This window comes from Gluconobacter cerevisiae (genome assembly GCF_015244675.1).
GTDB lineage: Bacteria > Pseudomonadota > Alphaproteobacteria > Acetobacterales > Acetobacteraceae > Gluconobacter > Gluconobacter cerevisiae.
Genome location: NZ_JABCQO010000002.1, coordinates 20,441 through 37,418 on the forward strand (window position 1 = coordinate 20,441; position 16,978 = coordinate 37,418).

Annotated in this window: 20 protein-coding genes and 1 tRNA gene; 16 read left to right on the forward strand and 5 right to left on the reverse strand. The window is 57.1% G+C overall.

The window, feature by feature from the left end:
- The first annotated feature begins 34 nt into the window (after nt 1-34).
- The 9 genes from folP (at nt 35) to HKD21_RS02955 (ending at nt 7,407) form a co-directional block, all read left to right on the forward strand.
- Nucleotides 35-832: a dihydropteroate synthase gene (gene folP, locus HKD21_RS02915; RefSeq protein WP_215748009.1), complete on the forward strand. Its 798-nt coding sequence runs from the start codon at nt 35-37 to the stop codon at nt 830-832.
- Nucleotides 829-1,728, forward strand: a complete 900-nt coding sequence (folK, locus tag HKD21_RS02920) for a 2-amino-4-hydroxy-6-hydroxymethyldihydropteridine diphosphokinase (RefSeq protein ID WP_194254130.1) — start codon at nt 829-831, stop codon at nt 1,726-1,728. The genes folP and folK overlap by 4 nt, the downstream gene beginning before the upstream one ends.
- On the forward strand, nt 1,725-2,399 hold the full coding sequence (gene folE, locus HKD21_RS02925; RefSeq protein WP_228120879.1) for a GTP cyclohydrolase I FolE: 675 nt from the start codon (nt 1,725-1,727) through the stop codon (nt 2,397-2,399). Before folK ends, folE begins: the two co-directional genes overlap by 4 nt.
- A 118-nt stretch (nt 2,400-2,517) precedes the next feature.
- A complete protein-coding gene (locus tag HKD21_RS02930) occupies nt 2,518-3,060 on the forward strand; it encodes an RrF2 family transcriptional regulator (RefSeq protein WP_194254131.1) in 543 nt (180 codons plus the stop codon).
- Nucleotides 3,061-3,090: 30 nt separating this feature from the next.
- Nucleotides 3,091-3,483 (forward strand): cupin domain-containing protein, encoded by a 393-nt coding sequence (locus tag HKD21_RS02935; protein WP_228120881.1) that lies wholly within the window; start codon nt 3,091-3,093, stop codon nt 3,481-3,483.
- A 19-nt stretch (nt 3,484-3,502) separates the two neighbouring features.
- On the forward strand, nt 3,503-4,411 hold the full coding sequence (locus tag HKD21_RS02940; RefSeq protein WP_194254132.1) for an NAD-dependent epimerase/dehydratase family protein: 909 nt from the start codon (nt 3,503-3,505) through the stop codon (nt 4,409-4,411).
- 176 nt (nt 4,412-4,587) lie between these two features.
- Nucleotides 4,588-5,595: a fatty acid desaturase family protein gene (locus HKD21_RS02945; protein WP_194254133.1), complete on the forward strand. Its 1,008-nt coding sequence runs from the start codon at nt 4,588-4,590 to the stop codon at nt 5,593-5,595.
- A gap of 115 nt (nt 5,596-5,710) precedes the next feature.
- Nucleotides 5,711-6,316 carry a CatB-related O-acetyltransferase gene (locus tag HKD21_RS02950; RefSeq protein WP_194254134.1) on the forward strand — a complete coding sequence of 202 codons (606 nt, stop codon included), beginning with the start codon at nt 5,711-5,713 and terminating at the stop codon, nt 6,314-6,316.
- A 191-nt stretch (nt 6,317-6,507) separates the two neighbouring features.
- Nucleotides 6,508-7,407, forward strand: a complete 900-nt coding sequence (locus HKD21_RS02955) for a fructose bisphosphate aldolase (RefSeq protein ID WP_194254135.1) — start codon at nt 6,508-6,510, stop codon at nt 7,405-7,407.
- A gap of 15 nt (nt 7,408-7,422) precedes the next feature.
- On the opposite strand, the gene HKD21_RS02960 is transcribed toward HKD21_RS02955, so the two are convergent.
- From HKD21_RS02960 to queE, 3 genes are read right to left on the reverse strand one after another with little or no spacing between them, the layout of a single operon-like run.
- Nucleotides 7,423-7,950, reverse strand: a complete 528-nt coding sequence (locus tag HKD21_RS02960) for a 6-carboxytetrahydropterin synthase (protein ID WP_194254136.1) — start codon at nt 7,948-7,950, stop codon at nt 7,423-7,425.
- Nucleotides 7,947-8,681 (reverse strand): 7-cyano-7-deazaguanine synthase QueC, encoded by a 735-nt coding sequence (gene queC, locus HKD21_RS02965; RefSeq protein ID WP_194254137.1) that lies wholly within the window; start codon nt 8,679-8,681, stop codon nt 7,947-7,949. The genes HKD21_RS02960 and queC overlap by 4 nt, the downstream gene beginning before the upstream one ends.
- Nucleotides 8,682-8,683: 2 nt before the next feature.
- Nucleotides 8,684-9,325 (reverse strand): 7-carboxy-7-deazaguanine synthase, encoded by a 642-nt coding sequence (queE, locus tag HKD21_RS02970; RefSeq protein WP_194254451.1) that lies wholly within the window; start codon nt 9,323-9,325, stop codon nt 8,684-8,686.
- 136 nt (nt 9,326-9,461) lie between these two features.
- Between queE and HKD21_RS02975 the strand changes: the two genes are divergently transcribed.
- Nucleotides 9,462-10,301 (forward strand): ABC transporter permease, encoded by an 840-nt coding sequence (locus tag HKD21_RS02975; protein ID WP_194254138.1) that lies wholly within the window; start codon nt 9,462-9,464, stop codon nt 10,299-10,301.
- A 4-nt stretch (nt 10,302-10,305) separates the two neighbouring features.
- A complete protein-coding gene (locus tag HKD21_RS02980; protein ID WP_194254139.1) occupies nt 10,306-11,076 on the forward strand; it encodes an ABC transporter ATP-binding protein in 771 nt (256 codons plus the stop codon).
- 9 nt (nt 11,077-11,085) lie between these two features.
- Here the strand turns inward: HKD21_RS02980 and HKD21_RS02985 are convergent, their stop codons facing one another.
- A complete protein-coding gene (locus HKD21_RS02985; protein ID WP_456305534.1) occupies nt 11,086-11,433 on the reverse strand; it encodes a DUF3147 family protein in 348 nt (115 codons plus the stop codon).
- A gap of 76 nt (nt 11,434-11,509) precedes the next feature.
- Nucleotides 11,510-11,586, reverse strand: a tRNA-Asp gene (locus tag HKD21_RS02990).
- Between the two features lie 108 nt (nt 11,587-11,694).
- Between HKD21_RS02990 and HKD21_RS02995 the strand changes: the two genes are divergently transcribed.
- From HKD21_RS02995 to HKD21_RS03015, 5 genes are all read left to right on the forward strand, one after another.
- On the forward strand, nt 11,695-12,717 hold the full coding sequence (locus tag HKD21_RS02995; RefSeq protein ID WP_322782894.1) for a retroviral-like aspartic protease family protein: 1,023 nt from the start codon (nt 11,695-11,697) through the stop codon (nt 12,715-12,717).
- A 116-nt stretch (nt 12,718-12,833) separates the two neighbouring features.
- Nucleotides 12,834-14,306 (forward strand): methyl-accepting chemotaxis protein, encoded by a 1,473-nt coding sequence (locus HKD21_RS03000; RefSeq protein WP_194254141.1) that lies wholly within the window; start codon nt 12,834-12,836, stop codon nt 14,304-14,306.
- Nucleotides 14,303-14,575 carry an STAS domain-containing protein gene (locus HKD21_RS03005; protein ID WP_194254142.1) on the forward strand — a complete coding sequence of 91 codons (273 nt, stop codon included), beginning with the start codon at nt 14,303-14,305 and terminating at the stop codon, nt 14,573-14,575. Before HKD21_RS03000 ends, HKD21_RS03005 begins: the two co-directional genes overlap by 4 nt.
- Nucleotides 14,572-14,931 carry a response regulator gene (locus HKD21_RS03010; protein ID WP_194254143.1) on the forward strand — a complete coding sequence of 120 codons (360 nt, stop codon included), beginning with the start codon at nt 14,572-14,574 and terminating at the stop codon, nt 14,929-14,931. The genes HKD21_RS03005 and HKD21_RS03010 overlap by 4 nt, the downstream gene beginning before the upstream one ends.
- Nucleotides 14,928-16,976, forward strand: coding sequence for a chemotaxis protein CheA (locus HKD21_RS03015; protein WP_194254144.1), 2,049 nt, complete (start codon nt 14,928-14,930; stop codon nt 16,974-16,976). The genes HKD21_RS03010 and HKD21_RS03015 overlap by 4 nt, the downstream gene beginning before the upstream one ends.
- The last annotated feature ends 2 nt before the right edge of the window (nt 16,977-16,978 follow it).

The window sequence follows — 16,978 nt, forward strand, 5'->3', positions numbered from 1 at the left end:
AAGATATGTGGAGACTGTGGATGGGAACGGCAGCATGAACCGGTTTGGAAACGGGCAGGTGGCGGTCATGGGGATTGTGAACGTCACGCCGGATTCCTTTTCTGACGGGGGACGTTTTTTTCGGCCTGAAGCAGCTCTGGCCCATGGTCGGACGCTCGTGGCGGACGGGGCGGACCTGCTGGATGTGGGGGCTGAGTCCACGCGGCCGGGTTTCGTGCCGGTTGCGGCGGAAGAAGAATGGGCGCGTCTTGCACCGGTCGTGGGGCAGTTGGTCGAGGACGGAGTGGTCGTTTCGGTGGATACGACCAAGGCGTTCGTTGCGAAGCGGGCGCTTGAAGTCGGTGTCGCGGTCATCAACGATGTCTGGGGATTGCAGGCGGACCCGGACATGGCCTCGGTGGTGGCGGATTCGGACGCGACGGTGGTTGTGATGCATAACCGTCATGACGTGGACGAGGCGCTGGATCTGCGCGCGGACTGGCGGCGTTTCTTCGATCGGTCGCTAGAACTGGCGGAAAAGGCCGGGATTATGCGCGACCGGATCGTGCTGGACCCGGGTGTAGGGTTCGGCAAGACGCAGGCGCAGAATGTGGAGGCCGTGGCGCGACTGGGCGATCTGCGGGCCGAGTATGGGCTGCCGGTTCTGCTAGGGGTGTCGCGCAAATCCATGTTCGGGCATTTTCTGGGGCGTGTGGCGTCCGAGCGGTTGGCGGGAACGCTGGTGACCCATTTGTATGGGGTGGAGCAGGGCGCTGCGATCCTGAGGGTGCATGACGTGCGCGAGCATGTGGATGCGTTGAAAATTCGCCAGATTCTGAAGGATGTCCGATGATTGTGCCTGCCCTGACGTCCGTTTTCGTGCGGGATCTGTGTCTGTTTGGCTATCATGGTGTGCTGCCCGAAGAGACGCGGATCGGGCAGCGTTTCGTGGTGGATATCGAGATCCGTGCGGACCTGTCGGATGCGATTGCGGGCGATGATTACGAACAGGCCGTCTGTTACGGGACGCTGTGCGATATCGCGTCGGACATCGTGACTGGAAAGCCGCTTCAGCTGATCGAGACGGTCGCCGGGCGGATTGCGGAAGCGATCTTGGCGAAGCTGGAGCGTGTGGAGTGGGTTCGGGTTGAAGTCCGCAAACCATCCGCGCCGGTGCCGTATGTGGTGTCGGGGACGGCCGTGGTGGTGGAACAGGCCCGGGTTCACGAGGTTGCGCTCTCTCTGGGCAGCAATCTCGGGGAACGTGAGGCTGTTCTGGCGGCGGCAGTGGATCGGCTGTCGCTTGTGGACGGGCTGGAGATCGTGAAGGTGTCGTCGCTGTATGACAGTGCGCCTTGGGGCGGGGTAGAGCAGCCGACGTTTGTGAATCTCTGTGTGACCGGACGGACGACTCTGGCGCCTCATGCGCTTCTGCGGGAGTGCAAGGCGATCGAGACGGAGCTGGGACGTGTGCCGGGCGTGCGCTGGGGCGCGCGGGCCGTGGATATTGATGTTCTTTATTATGGCGCGCGGGATGTTCGGGACCGGGTTCTGAGGCTGCCGCATGCCTGTCTGTTCGAGCGGGCTTTCGTGCTGGAACCGCTGGCGGAAATTGATCCAGATCATGTCATTAGTGGACGTCGCGTGCGGGACGCGCTAGCAGTCCTGCCGCGGAGCCCGGGGGATGTGACCCGGCGCGTCCCTGATGGCACGGGCCGTTGGGGCATAGAGGAGCCTGAACCCGCATGACCAACCTGAACGCCACGACCGTAGCCACTGCATCGGCCTATCAGTCGGACAATCAGGAGAGCCTCTCGTCCGAGGAGCGTCGTCCGATGGGAGCGTTGCCGCTGCCTGCGGATGCGGAAGTGCGGATTGCGGGGGCTGTGCGGGAAATTCTTGAGGCGCTGGGTGAAAACCCGGATCGCGAGGGGCTGCTGGATACGCCGCAGCGCGTGGCGAAGATGTATCTGGAAGTGTTCAGTGGCCTGCATCAGGACCCGCGGGATCATCTGAAGACGCAGTTCTCGGCGGACCGGCATCATGGTGCGGTGATCGTCAAGGATATCCGCTTCCATTCGATGTGCGAGCATCATCTGCTGCCAGTTTATGGCAAGGCGCATGTGGCTTACCTCCCGGCAGGTGGGCGTCTGACGGGACTGAGCAAGATTGCGCGGCTGGTGGAAGGCTTTGCGCGTCGGCCGCAGCTTCAGGAGCGGCTGACGGACCAGATCGCGCAGGGCATGGAAGATGTTCTGGCACCGGAAGCCGTTCTGGTCGTGATTGAAGCCGAGCATATGTGCATGAGCATGCGCGGCGTGCGCTCGCCCGGTTCCACGACCGTGACGTCCATCGCACGAGGAAGCTGGCAGCATGACAATGCGGCCCGGATGGAGATTATGTCGCTTCTGCGCGGGTAATCCGCGCCGGGCGTTCCGGGGTAATCTGAAAAACGGATGATTCTTCAGGGCTTTTGAAGCCCGCGTTTCTGCGCGTGGATGGCTTGCGAATCAAAACGCGGATTTATATGGTCTGCGTATGGCACTTTATGGCGCAAGCACCGAATACGTCCTGCACAGTCTGTTGTGGCTCGTGGAGCATCCCGAACCGGTCAGCAGTCTGGATCTGGCGGAACTTCAGGACATTCCGGCGGCATTTATGGCCAAACAGCTTCCGAAGCTGGAGAAGGCCGGGATTCTTGCAGCTTCCGAAGGGCTGAGGGGCGGCTACAGGTTGGCCCGCCATCCGGCGCAGATCAGCGTGCTGGATGTCGTGGACGCGGCGGAAGGCCGGAAGAGCCTTTTTAACTGTCAGGAAATTCGCGGGCGTTGCGTCCTGTTCGACGACACGCCGCCGCAATGGGCCACGAAGGGCGTGTGCAGCATTCATGCGGCCATGCTGCGGGCTGAGCAGACCATGCGCGAGGAACTGGCGCGGACGTCTCTGGCTGATCTTGCAGGCTCCATGCGGGACAAGGCGCCTTCTGCGTTTCTGGGAGAAGCGCAGGGATGGCTTGAGAACCGGGCCCAGACACGCCGGACCAGTAAAGTCAGGCAGCGGCGGACAGCGGATACGGACTAATTTTTTTCACATCCAACATCAGGATACAGAATGATGCGTCGTTTTATTGCGCTTGGCGCCTTGGCTTTGTGCGGCTGCACGTCGTCCCTTCATGCCGCGACGAAGGTCACGCCGCTTTTGGCCCATGATCTGCCGGGCATACCGGGAAAAGAAGGGGCCATGCTGACCGTCGATTACCCGCCCGGCGGGTCGGACCCGATCCATCGGCATGGGGCTTCGGTGTTCGTTTATGTGTTGCAGGGCAGTGTCGTCATGCAGGTTCGGGGCGGGAAGGTTGTAACCCTGCATCCGGGGCAGACGTTCTTTGAAGGGCCGGATGATGTGCATCTCGTCGGACGCAATGCCAGCCAGACCGAGCCAGCCAGGTTCCTTGCGTTTTTCGTCAAGGACAAGGCTGCGCCGTTCGTCTTGCCCGCGAAGTGACGTCTGAAGGAGCCGAACCATGAAAATTCTGCTGGCTGGGGCAAGCGGTGCTGTGGGGCGCCCTCTGATCGCGCGTCTGGTGAAAGCGGGACATGAGGTCTGGGGCATGGTGCGTCGGGCTGAAAATGCTCCTGTTCTTCAGGAGCTTGGCGCACGGCCGGTGGTGGGGAATGCGTTGGATCGGGCGGAGATGTTCGCTCTTTTGGATCGGGTACGGCCGGATGTAGTGATCGATCAGTTGACGTCCCTGCCGTCCAGCCCGTTCGATCTGGCGCAGAGACTGCCTGCGGATCGGGTGCTGCGTCTGGCGGGCGGGGGCAATCTTCATGATGCTGCACGGTCTGCGGGGGTACAGCGTTATGTGCAGCAGTCCTGCGGGTTTTACCTGAATGGGGGCGGAGCACTTGCGACCGAAGAGTCACCGTTGAGGACAGATGCTCCTGGGGGGATCGGGGAGAGTGCGCGGATGTATGAGACGCTGGAAAAGCGCGTTCTGGGCGATGATGTCATGGAGGGTGTGGCGCTCAGATACGGGTTTTTCTACGGTCCGCGCACCTGGTACTGGCCTGATGGTGCGTTCAGCCTGCATGTCCGCAAGGGTGAGGTACCCGTGATTGGAGCAGGACGGGGTACGTTTTCATTCATTCATGTGGAGGATGCGGCACAGGCGACAGTTGCGGCGCTGGAAGCACCTTCAGGGGTCTATAACGTGGTCGATGACCAGCCGACGACGCTTGGCCGATGGTTGCCGGCCTATGCGGAGTGGGTTGGGGCAGATGCTCCGGCGCATGTGGATGAGGACGAGGCTGTCAGGCGGGGTGGAGAGGAGAGCGTCTATTACCAGAACAGCCTGAGCGGGGCCTGTAATCGCAAAGCGAGAGCGGTTCTCGGCCTTGAATTTGGCAGGATACCATGGCTTGGCGTTTGATGACCTAAGGCATCGATGGGATAAAAATCCGGTTATGTAACGTCATTTAATAATGAAAAATTATTACGTGTCACAAATCTTAAACTTATAATAAATTGATGAGATCTGGTTTATGGATTAGTGGAAATTCCCAAAATAGTTTGTGGAATACCATGGTAATTTTTGTGGAAGACCAGTTGAAGGGTTTGATATATCCGGATGAAACCGCAAAGTCGGTTCGGAAATATCAGGGCTCCCATTTCTGGACCAGTCTGTTTCAGGTCGTTTCCACCGTCAGTCTGCTTCTTTTCTGTTACGTTCTGATTTATGTAGGGCTAATGCGGGGATGGTGGTGGTCGCTGGTGCTCACGCCGCTTGCGTCCGGTCTGTCGATCCGGACGTTTGTTCTTCAGCATGACTGTGGGCATGGTTCCCTGTTCCGCAACCGCTGGGCCAACGACGTCACGGGCTGGCTATGTTCGTTGCTGACCTTGACACCCTATGATCACTGGAAGAAGCATCACGCGCTTCATCACGGGTCCTGGAACAACATGGACACGCGCGGGCGGCTGTCTGACCTGTATTCGGACTGTATGACTGTTGCTGAATACCGGAAAATGACGCGCCTGAAGAAATTTCTTTACCGCATGAGCAAAAATCCGGTTCTGACAGTCTTTCTGATGCCGCCGGTCATCTTCTTTATTGTCTATCGATTTGCTTTCGATACGCCGCGACACTGGATCCGCGAGCGGGCGGGCGTTTATGGCACGAATCTCTGCCTGCTGGCGGGAGGGTTTGCCCTGTCGTGGCTGGTCGGGGTGAAACTCGTGATGCTTGTCAGCTTCATGGTGATCTATCCGGCCGCGGTGACCGGCGTGTGGCTCTTTCTTGTGCAGCACAAGTTCGAAGGTGTGCAGTGGGCCGAACACCCACAATGGAACAGCTATGATGCGGCGGTGACGGGGTGCTCTTTCCTACGTTTTTCTCGGATCATGCGATGGTTTACCGGCGATATCGGAACGCATCATATCCACCATATGGCACCAGGTATCCCGAACTACCGGTTGCTGGCGTGCCACGATGCTCATCCTGTCTTTCAGGGTGTGAAAATTCTAAACTGGCGTGACGGTGTTCGTGAAGCGCGGCTGAATGTGTTGTGGGACGAGGACATGCAGGCCATGGTTGATCTGCGTTCGGTGACATAAGGAGCGCTTCATGCCGCCCTTTCCCAATCTGAGGCGTTTGCGCTTGTTGTAGTCGTGGCTCCCTGTGTTTTTGCCTCGGCTTTTCCCGCAGGCATCAGCATGAAGGAATGAGCCCATGTCGTTTGGAAACCGTGCCTTTCAGGCCCTCACGCGTTATGCGCTGGCCTATCAGCAGGACGAATGGGGCTGGGAGATCGGCCCGCATACTTATGGCGTCCCCACTGTTCTGGAAGGCGGAGAAGCCGGGCTGCGGATTGGCGACTATTGCTCGATCGGTCCCGGCGTCATCATCATTCTGGGAAATCACCGGGCCGATCTGGTCAGCACCTATCCGTTCAAAACGCTCTCGCATTTCTGGCCTGCTGCCGAGGAGGGGCAATACGATCACTCCAGCAAAGGTAATGTCGTGATCGGTAATGACGTCTGGATCGGGGCGCAGGCTACGGTCATGTCTGGCGTGACGATTGGCGACGGGGCGGTGATTGCCGCGCAGGCTCTCGTGACGAAATCGGTGCCGCCTTATGCGATTGTGGGGGGTAATCCGGCAAAAGTGATCCGGTATCGCTTTTCGGAAAGCGTGATTGTACGGCTTCTGGCGCTGGCATGGTGGGAATGGCCGGAAAGTCTGGTGAAAGAGCGCTGCGGAGGGTTGATGAGCGACGATATCGAGGCGTTTCTGGCGCTTTATGAAAATGGTCACAACGGCTCTGAAGGGGGCTGATCCTAATTTGGTGAGCGAGGAGCCGCTTCATCGGGTGTCAGGCGTGGGCTATGATTTTCCGAAGCCGTCGGGCAGGAACCATTCCGGGCGTCGGCGCGATTGGACTGTGTCGGGAAACGTACTGCGAGGCGGGGTGATCCGTGGGGTCCTTCGGGAGCGGTGACTGTTTTCCTGTATCGAAGGGGATCTTGATGAGCACCGCAGATAAAATGATGTCACAGATGGCGGATAAAGGCGGGTTTATTGCCGCTCTGGACCAGAGTGGCGGTTCCACGCCGGGCGCGCTGAAGCAGTATGGCATTGCCGAGAGCGAATATTCGGACGAAAGCCAGATGTTCGCGCTCATGCACGACATGCGGGTTAGGATCATTACGGCGCCTTCTTTCACGGGCGATAAGGTGATTGGGGCCATTCTGTTTGAGCGCACGATGGATGGCGATGTGAACGGTGAATCCGTTCCGGCCTATCTGTGGCGCGAGCGGGGCGTTGTGCCGTTTGTGAAGATCGACAAGGGGCTGGAGGCGGAAGCGGACGGCGTTCAGCTTATGAAGCCGATGCCCGATCTGGATGCCCTGCTGGCGCGTGCGGCAAAGCTGGGCGTTTATGGAACTAAAGAGCGTTCAACGATCCGCCTGCCATCCGAAAGCGGCATCCGGGCCATTGTCCGGCAGCAGTTCGCGGTGGCCGAACAGGTTCGCAAACATGGGCTGGTGCCCATTCTGGAACCGGAAGTGCTTATCAAGAGCTCGGACAAGGCCGCGTGCGAGCAGCTCCTGCACGATTACGTTCTCGAAGAGCTACAAAAACTGCCCGAGGACGCCCGGATCATGCTGAAGGTCACGATTCCGGAAGTTGCGGACCTCTATGACGATATTGCGCGTGATCCGCGGATGGTTCGGGTCGTGGCGCTGTCAGGAGGCTATCCGCTGGATCAGGCCTGCGAGAAGCTGCGGCACAATCACCGGATGATTGCGAGCTTCTCCCGCGCGCTGATCGGTGATCTACGGCATCAGATGGATGATGCGCAGTTCGACGCCGCGCTGGGAGAGGTGATCGGGGAAATTTACGACGCTTCGGTCCACAAGGCCTGAAGCATAGTCCGGACGTCAGGAAATGCTGGCGTCCGCTTTATTCCACCAGCACTGTTCCGGAGGCCTTGAGACGGCAGGCAGGTAATGCTGCGGATTGCCGCCGAGGCGCACGGTGTTGGTGGGAGTTTCTTCCAGTTCGATTTCATGAACGCGCAGAATGTCGCCCTGATCCGCGAGAATAGCGGTCAGTTTGGCGAGCATGAGGGCGGCCATCAGTTCCGTTGTCGGATCGCCGGGCGTGACGACGATCCGGCTGGCGCGCTCGGGTTCGTTGGCGCGGAACCATGCGAGCAGCGGGTCTGTTTCCGAAAGCTGGAGCGCGTGGTCGAGGCTGTTGTCCACGAAATGATGCCAGCGAGTTTTGGCTTCGGCGAAGGGTAGGATCATGTTCGCGTGCCCGTCCAGCCGGGTCTGTCTGGCCGGACGGAGCGTGACGCGGACATATTCGTTATGGCCGTGCGGGATGGCACAGCGTTCGCTGGTGCCCGTAATGAGCCGGTGCCCCATGCAGAAACGCCGGGTGAAGACGAGTTCGGCGGTCATACGGTGCCTCCGTGGCGGCTCTGCTGGTAGCGGCGCCATCCGTCGGCCCGCAGATTGCAGGCCGGGCAGGTGCCGCAGCCATAGCCCCAGTCATGCTGATGCGTACGATCGCCCATGTAGCACGAATGGCTGTCACGGTTGATGACGTCCACGAGCTTCTGGCCGCCGAGTTCTTCGGTCAGGTCCCATGTCTGGGCCTTGTCGATCCACATCAGCGGCGTGTGCAGGACGAAACGCTGGTCCATACCGAGATTCAGGGCGACCTGAAGAGCTTTGATCGTGTCGTCGCGGCAGTCCGGGTAGCCGGAATAGTCGGTTTCGCAGACGCCGGTGACGATGTGGCGCGCATTGCGGCGAACGGCGAGGGCGGCGGCGAAGGTCAGGAAAATGATATTGCGGCCCGGCACGAACGTGTTGGGCAGACCGTTTTCGCTTAGTCCGATCTCGGCTTCGCGGGTCAGGGCCGTTTCGGACAGCGCGCCGAGTGAGGCGAGGTCGATCGTGTGATCGTCGCCGAGGCGTGCTTTCCATTCCGGCGAAAACGCGGCCATCTGGTCGCGCAGGGTGTCGCGGCAGTCGAGTTCGATGGCGTGGCGCTGTCCGTAGGCGTATCCGACCGTCTCGACGCGGTCGAAGCGGGAGAGGGCCCAGGCGAGGCAGGTTGCGGAATCCTGACCGCCGGAGAACAGGACGAGCGCGGTGTTGCTGCTGATGGCCGTGTTCGTGCTCATGGTCAGGGGATTCCGATCAGCTTGTGCGTTTGGAGCGACAGGCGCCAGCGCGGGTGACGCAGGCAGTAGGCGACGGCGGCCTGCGTGTTGGCAATGCGGTCGGGGCCGTCCATCGGCTGAAGCCAGAAATGCTGGAAGGGCAGTGTCTCGAACAGTTCAGGCGGTAGGTCCGGCTGGGGGTAGATCAGCTTGAGTTCTGCGCCTTCGGTCTGGACGAGCGTGCTGTTCGGCTTGGGGCTGACGCAGACCCAGTCGATTCCGGCAGGCGCTGCGATCGTGCCGTTGGTTTCCACGGCGATCTCGAAGCCCTGCGCTTTTACGGCGGCAATCAGCGCATCATCAAGCTGGAGCAGGGGTTCGCCCCCGGTGAAGACCACATAGCGCCGACCGCTCTCATCAGCGGTGCCGGTCCAGCAGGCCGCGATGGTGTTGGCCAGAGCCTCGGCGGTGTCGAAGCGGCCGCCGCCTTCGCCGTCCGTACCGATGAAATCGGTGTCGCAGAACGTACAGGCGGCCGTGGCGCGATCCTGTTCGCGCCCCGACCACAGGTTGCAGCCCGCGAACCGGCAGAACACCGAGGCACGGCCTGTCTGTGCACCCTCGCCCTGGAGGGTCACGAACATTTCCTTCACAGCATAAGACATGACCGCAGCATGTCGGCGAGGATGGCGCAGGATGCAAGGGAAATCATCATCCCGGACTGAAGGTGTCATGCGAAGTGGGATGTTTCGCAGGCAAGGGGGGATGGGCAGCGCCTGCTTTCATGGTAGGGAAGGCGGCATGGAAGACATGAATGCCCGTTCTCCTGTTCTGACCCTTGAGCCCCTGCGGGGATGGGGGCTTGTCCGCGCCGCCTGGAGCGACTTGCGGGCGGGTTTGCGCTTGCTGCCGCTTGCTGCAACGCTCGGCTGGCTGGATATCAAGATGCGGTATCGCGGCTCCATTCTGGGGCCGCTGTGGCTGACGCTGTCCACGGCTGTCATGATCGGTGCGATGGGGGTGGTGTATGGCTATCTCTTTCATATGGATCTGAAAGCCTATCTGCCGTTCCTGTCACTCTCGATTGTGTTGTGGGGATATGGCGGGACCGTCATCAATGATGCGGGAACGGTCTTTACGCAGAGTACGTCCCTGTTTCATGCGATGCGGATTCCGGCCAGTCTTCCTGTGATGCAGGTGATTGTCAGGAATCTGCTGATCCTGCTGCATAATATGGTTGTCGTTGTCGTCGTGTTTGCGCTCTTTCACGTCTGGCCGCAGCAGATCTGGAGCCTGCTGTTCAGCCTACCCATCTGGATTGTGAACAGTTTCTGCATCATTCTGCTGATCGGAATGCTGGGTGCGCGGTTCCGGGACATCGCGCCCATCGTGGCGTCGCTGATGCAGATTTTCTTTTTCGTGACACCGGTTATCTGGAAGCCGGAACTGATCACGACCGGACGGCAGTATCTGCTGCTTGATCCGTTTTATCCGCTGCTTGAAATCGTGCGTGCACCGCTGTTGGGACAGACGGTAGAGCCCGTCGTCTGGGAAGCAGCCCTTGGGCATAGCGTGCTTCTGTGGCTTTTGGCGGCCATCCTGTTCTGCCGGATGCGGTCGCGCATTCCTTACTGGATCTGATCTGATGCCCGGGATTGTTGTTGACCGCCTCTGTATCGATTTTCCGCTGTATCATGGGCAGAGCCGCTCCCTGAAAAAGCAGGTTGGCAAGACGATGGCCCGGTTTGCGCCATCCTCGCCTTCGGCTCATCTGATGCGTGATATGCGGGAGCGCACGATCGTGAGCGTGCTGCGAGAGATCAGTTTTACGCTGAATTCCGGCGAGCGGCTGGGTCTGATCGGCAGCAACGGTGCTGGAAAAACCACCCTTTTGCGTGCGCTTGCAGGGATTTATGAGCCCGTTTCCGGTCGCGTGCGGCTTGATGGAACGATGCGGACGCTACTGGACAGCAGTTTGGGCATGAATCCTGAACTGACAGGGCGCGAAAATATTCGCCTCAAGGGACGGTATGAGGGACTCTCACGTCAGCAGATCGACCGGATCGAGCAGGATGTGCAGGATTTCGCAGAGCTTGGGCCGTATATGGACATGCCGGTCAAAGCTTATAGTGCAGGCATGAGTGTTCGTCTGGCGTTTGGTCTTGCGACGGCGTCTGCTCCCGAAATCCTGTTGATGGATGAATGGTTTCTCGCAGGGGACGGGGTGTTCATGAACAAGGCCAAGGTGCGCCTTGAAGAACTCGTCCAGCAGGCGGAAATCCTCGTGTTGTCCACGCATCAGCCCAAGATTATGCGTCAGTGGTGCACACGCGTCATCTGGCTTGAGAACGGACGTATCCGGATGGACGGCACGCCAGATGAGGTTCTGGATGTCTATCTGGAAGAGGCTGGCTGAAGGTCAGTTTCAGCCGCCTGTGCCGAAACGGGTGAGTGCCCATGTCGTACAGAGATACAGAACAATCGTAAGTGCGCATCCTGCTGCCAGGGCAAGCCAAAATGGCAATCCTGCCCGGAGAAGTCGCGGGATCAGCAGAAACATGGGCAGTGACGGAAGCACATACCAGAATGTCGCTTCCGCATGACGGCTCATGACGACGCGGTCCGGCTTTTCCAGCCAGAGCCAGATCATGCCCAGAACCGATACAAGCGGTAGGGATGCAATCAGCGCACCGAAGCCGGGAAAACGTCGCGCAACGCCTGAGGCGGTAGCGATCAGTAGCCCTGAAATCAGGCATTTTAGAATGAAGAACAGCATAGTCTTCCCTAAAAACGGGCAGTGGCTTCTTCAGATTTTTTTTTGGAAAATATGGCCAACTCCATAAGAGGAGTGGCGCGAGTGACGGGGCTCGAACCCGCGACCTCCGGCGTGACAGGCCGGCGCTCTAACCAACTGAGCTACACCCGCAGAGACACTTTTCAGTATCTTGGGACCTTCCGTTCGGAAGCTGTTTGGCTTCCTCTTGGTCGGTGGCGGTGATGTATCAGCCTGCCTGTGGGGTGGCAAGAGGGTTTTGTGAAAAAAAAGCCTTTCGGATCAAAAAACTGCCTTGCCGCGCATGGAGAGGGCGTGTCCTGTGCAACGGAACGATACAGGCGGGAGGGCCTCATGGCGTTGGGACGACTGGGTGCATTGTTGTTGCTGGGGGTAGCCCTGGCTGGTTGCGAGACAGGACCGCGTCAGTGCAAGCTGATCACAAGCGGAAATATGCTGGTTCTGAACGACTGGGGCAGCCCTGTCGTACGCGCGGCGATCAACGGGCATCCTGTCGCGCTGATCGTTGATACCGGGGCTTTTTCCACAGTTGTTGGACAGAGCTTTGTCGAGCCCCTTGGATTGAATGATATGGGAACGACGGTGCTGATCCACGGCGTCGGCGGTCAGGACTATGGACGTGTCGCGACGATTAATACGTTGGACATGGGGAGTTCCAAAGCCACCAACATCGCTGTTGCTGGTGCGGGCAAGTTTGTTGGAAAGGTTGCGGGACTTCCAGTTGTAGGACTGTTCGGACGTGATTTCCTTGGGCGTTACGACACGATCGTAGATATGCCTTCACATCAGGTGCGACTGGTCGAAACTCAGGACTGTGATACCCCCACGCCGGGCTGGGAAGGGCATGTCCACAGCGTTCCAATCAGCCACATCTATAATGAGGGGCATAAGACCACTCTGGAGATAAGCCTGAACGGTCATCCAGTTGATGCGACACTGGATACGGGAGCGGCAACGACCTTCATCAGTCTGGATGCAGCTCGGGCGGCGGGTGTGACGCGTGTCATGCTGGAAAAAGATCCTGTTTCAATTGGATATGGGCTGACACGGGATCCTGTGAAAAATTATCTTCATCATTTTGATACCCTTCAGGTGGGCGATATCATTTTCCGGGATATCTCTCTGAAGGTTGGGGAAGGGCTGCCAGATACGGAGGCCCTACTGGGCGCGGATGTTCTGAAGCATTACCGGATCTGGATTCCCCGTTATGGCAACAGGATGTTCGTGCAGCACGATATCGATATTCCAGCCTCCCCCCACTGAGATTGTCTGACGGCGCATTAACGGAGTTTCAATCAACTGTTCTCTAAGAAGGAGAGCATCTGGCTGGCTGCCTGTGGCCGGCGTGGTGTGATCTGTGTTTCTGGAGACGGCTTGGCATGTCCGACATACGCTCTGTTCCCATGCAAGGGACTTTCCTGCTTCGCCGGCGGTTGCTTCTGGCATTTGTCATTCCTGTGGCCGTCGGGGTTTGTGGGTTGGTTTGGGAATTGCGGATGGTCGGCATTTCTGCCTTATCTGTCAGGCAGTTGCTTATCCCCGGGATCGCGCTCCTTGGAGCGTTTGTGGTCTCTGGAATTTTTGCATTTGTTCAAGTGGCGGGCCGCGGGGATGCTCTGACGGGCGCAGTCAGGCAACTCGCTGCGCAAGGAACCCTGCCGAAGGACGCTCGCGAGGCTGGTCTGGTCCGGTTGCAGGTCATGCTGGGAGAGGCTCGCACGGGCTCTGAGAAAAGCGAAGTCCTGGCATCGCAGGCGCAGTCTGCTCTTGCGGCTGCCCGGATCGAAGCAGAAGATGCGCGCCAATCGGCCAAGCAGGAAGCCGCAGAGCATGAGCGGGTCATTGATGTTCTGGGTAATGCCATGGCGAGTCTGCGCGATGGTGAGCTGGGATTTCGTCTCGAGGAGGCATTACCTGCCCGCTATGACCGGCTGCGACAGGATTTTAACGAAACGGCGTCGACCCTTCAAAAAATAATGGTCTCGCTGAACGATAGTATTTCGACCATTTCATCAGGGTCAGCTGAAATTGCATCAGCGGCAGACGATTTGGCCCGTCGTACGGAGCTTCAGGTCGCCCGCCTTGAAGAGACGACGATTTCTGTTGGAAATGTCACGGAAACTGTTCGCAAGACGGCTGCGGCATCCGTTCATGCAAGTGAAGTTGCTACTCAGACGCGTGATCGTGCTGAAAGATCGGGAGAAGTGATGATGGCTGCCACGGCGGCCATGCAGGACATTCAGAAATCTTCGATCCACATTGCGCAGATACTCGGACTAATTGACGACATTGCCTTCCAGACCAATCTGCTGGCCCTGAACGCCGGTGTTGAGGCTGCCCGGGCAGGTGACGCAGGCAAAGGATTTGCTGTTGTTGCTGCTGAGGTCCGCGCGCTGGCTCAGCGATCGGCGGATGCGGCCAAGGAAATCAAGGGCCTGATTACCTCGAGCACACAACAGGTCAGTCGAGGTAGCTCTCTGGTTGAAGAGACTGGGGTCGCGATGAAATCCATCGTGGAGAACGTCAGTGAGATCAGTGTCCTGATCGGCGAAATTGCGACGGCGGCGCGGAGTCAGGCGAATGACCTGTCAGAAATCAGTGTGGCTGTCAGCCAGATGGATCAGAATACCCAACAAAATGCTGCCATGGTCGAAGAAGCAACGGCCGCCAGTCATAATCTGAGTGCTGAAGCCAGGGAACTCGTAGGAAGTCTCCAGCGGTTTCATCTTCAGGAACACGGAGATGACGAGTTCGGTTCTGTAAAAGAGGATTCCATTTTGGCGCCCTTAAGTCCGCAATGGGGGGAAAGTTCTTTTCAAACGTCGGACGAAGGCTGGGAGGAGTTCCGGTGATGGAAGTTCTCATTCTCCCAGAATTTCTGGACACCAGATATGCGGTTCCGTTTTCAGAGCTCCTGAAAAAACAGGAGGGCGGTTTTCTTCTGGATGGAGAGAGCGTGCGCCGTGTCGGGGGACTCTGTTTTCAATTGCTGGTCTCAGCTTTTGCGACTGCACAGGCGCTGGGCACATCTTTTGAAATCAGAAATATTTCTGATGAAATGAAAGAAAACCTTGCGCTTCTGGGCGGAAACTTTCTTCTGAACATGGCAGGTGAGGCATGAACATTCTGGTTGTTGATGATTCCAGAACCATGCGGGATCTTGTCGGCCGGGAGCTTCGCAATGGCGGATATGATGTCGAAACGGCTGAAGACGGCGTGGATGCGCTGGAAAAAATCAAAGGATTTTCACCTGCCGTTATCATAACGGATCTGAACATGCCGCGTATGAACGGTTTGGAACTGACCCAGGTCCTGCGTGCCCAAGATGAGACGAAGTTTGTTCCCATCATTTTTCTGACGACAGAATCCGGTGACGAGCTTCGGCGCGCTGCACGCGAGGCCGGGGCGACAGGATGGATCGTCAAGCCGTTTGAAGGTCCCAAACTGCTCGCAGCCGTCAGGCGCGTCAGCTCATGAGTAAGGCAGAATTTACGGATGACATGGATGCCATCCGGCAGATTTTCTTTGATGAGTGCGACGAACAGCTCGCGCTTCTTGAAGAAGAACTGACGATACTTGGTGAGGAGCCGGAAGACGGAGAAAAGATCAATACGATCTTTCGATGCGTTCATTCCATCAAAGGCGGAGCGGCGGCCTTTGGAATGGAAGAGCTTGTAAAATTCTCCCATCTCTTTGAGAGCGTGCTCGACCTGTTCCGGTCAGGAGCACTGCCAGTCAGTACTGAGAGCATCGCTACGTTTTTAAAGTGCAAGGATGCTCTGTTCGACATCGTTGCAGCCTTTAAAAATGAGGGGGCCGCTTGTGAGGTCGCCCCCGAGACGGTTGTTGAACTGGAGCGATATCTTCACTCAGGGAAGGGGGAGCCGGAGCCGCCAATTGAAAATATCGAGATGGATGACATCTTCGGGATGGCATTCGCGCCTGTCAAAATTGAGATTGAAGCGCCGATCGATCAGCAGTTTTTGATTTCCCTGAGAGTAACGACTGAGTTTTACGAATGCGGCGATGATGTCCGGAATATTCTGCTTGCGTTGAGGGAATTGGGGACGCTTCAGGTCGAGGTGGATACAGACGTCGTTCCGCTGATAGGGGATATTTCACCTGAGCGGAGTTATCTGACGTGGAAGCTTGTGTTGGAAACGCAGAAGTCACGTGGTGATGTCGAGGAAATTTTCGAATGGTCCGGAGAGGATCTTCAGGCGACGGTCACGCTCGTAGCTGAAAATATTGAAGACGTTCCCGCCTCTCTACCTGTGGTGGTTGAAGAAAAAAGAGACATTCAGATCAAGAAGTCTCCTGAACGCAAGGATTCCGCGACTGTTCGGGTCGATATCCAGCGCATCGACAAGCTCGTCGATCTGATCGGAGAACTGGTTATCAATCAGGGCGCCATCCAATCACAGATGCGGCGTAACAAAGTTCATGGAGATTCGGTTCTGGGGAATGTCGTGACGGCGCAGGAGCAGCTTATTCACGAGCTTCAGGAAAACGTCATCACCATGCGCGCCTACCCGATCAAAACCGTTTTTCAAAAGCTGGGTCGGGTCGTACGCGAGACCGCAAGGCTAACGGGAAAGCAGGTCCGGCTTGTGCTGGAAGGAGAAGACACAGAGGTGGACCGGTCCATTCTCGAAAAACTGTCCGACCCTCTGACGCATATGGTCCGTAATGCGATTGATCATGGCATCGAAAGCCCACAAATCAGGTCTCACGCTGGAAAGGAGCCGGAAGGACTGCTCAGACTTCGGGCTTTTCAGCGTTCTGGGCGGATCATTGTGGAAATTCAGGATGACGGCGCCGGTCTGGACCCTGACAGAATTTACGAAAAAGCGGTTGAAAAAAAGATTATCGAAAGAGGTCAAAAACTGGATCGAGAAGAAATTTATTCTCTGATTTTCGAGCCGGGTTTTTCCACAGTTGCGGAAGTCACTGATGTTTCCGGGCGTGGCGTGGGAATGGACGTGGTCAAGCAAAGCCTTCAGCAAATCAACGGAAGAATTTTTATTAACTCTGCGAAAGGGAAAGGAACGACTTTTTCAATTTCATTGCCGTTTACACTATCAGTTATTGAGGGAATTATTTTCAAGGCTGAAGGGCAGGATTTTGTAATTCCGGTCAATAATGTTCTTGAGACAATCATCTTCGACGCAAAAAAAGCTTTTCATGTGGGGGAAGGTAAATACGGATATCCTTATCGGGATGGTTATTTATCTGTGATTTATGCTTCCGATATTATCGGGACGTCTTCTGGTGGAATAAACCAAAAAATATGCTTCGTCATTGAAAATGAAAACGAAGAAAAACTAGCATTTATTGTTGATAAAATCATCGATCACTCAAGGTTTGTGGTAAAGAATCTTGAGGATAATTATAGAAAAATCGCCTGTTTTTCGACGGCTACTATTCTTGGTGATGGAAACGTAGCGTTTATTCTGGACGTTGAATTTCTATTTGGTGAAGTTCTGAAGAAAAGAGAAGGTTCGTTGGAGGAAAGGGTATGATC